Raw genomic sequence first — 495 nt, forward strand, 5'->3', positions numbered from 1 at the left:
GCGCTTTTTTTGCTTTGTTCAACATCCTCTGGGGTTAGAGAAAGATTTCCATAATTCCCCAAAGCCCCAAAGAATGTGCAACTCTCTGAACTCTCAATTTCTTTCAGCAAAACGCCTGCTTCCAGTGCACTATAATCAAGTTCTGCTCCATAGCCATATTCAAAAGCAGAAAGATTTGAAGCATAGTGGTAGCTTCCACCATAACCACGGATAAAAAATGCTGGATTTTCATCACTTTTCAAAGAACCTCTAGAATAGCTTCGTATTGCCTCCAATTTTTTATTTTGAGAGGCAAAATCCATCAAGCCGGCATGGAATAACGCATTTGGTAAAAGGAGATAAGTTGGCAACTGTGGGACAACCGCCCTAATTCCCATTTCGGGCTGAATATCAGGCTTAACAGGAACAGGCGAAGTGGGGACAGGATCTGTAGGTATAGGATCACTTAGATCAGAGGGCGCTGACGGAGAAGGTGTTGGTGTAATAGGCACAGAG

At 43.2% G+C, this 495-nt stretch carries 1 pseudogene; it reads right to left on the bottom strand.

Annotated elements, in window-relative coordinates:
- Positions 1–495: pseudogene (locus tag ACFIKE_RS06095) on the bottom strand (autotransporter outer membrane beta-barrel domain-containing protein); the annotation flags it as partial.

It is taken from the genome of Bartonella sp. MU70NMGDW, from assembly GCF_042194085.1.
Classification (GTDB): Bacteria; Pseudomonadota; Alphaproteobacteria; order Rhizobiales; family Rhizobiaceae; genus Bartonella; species Bartonella grahamii.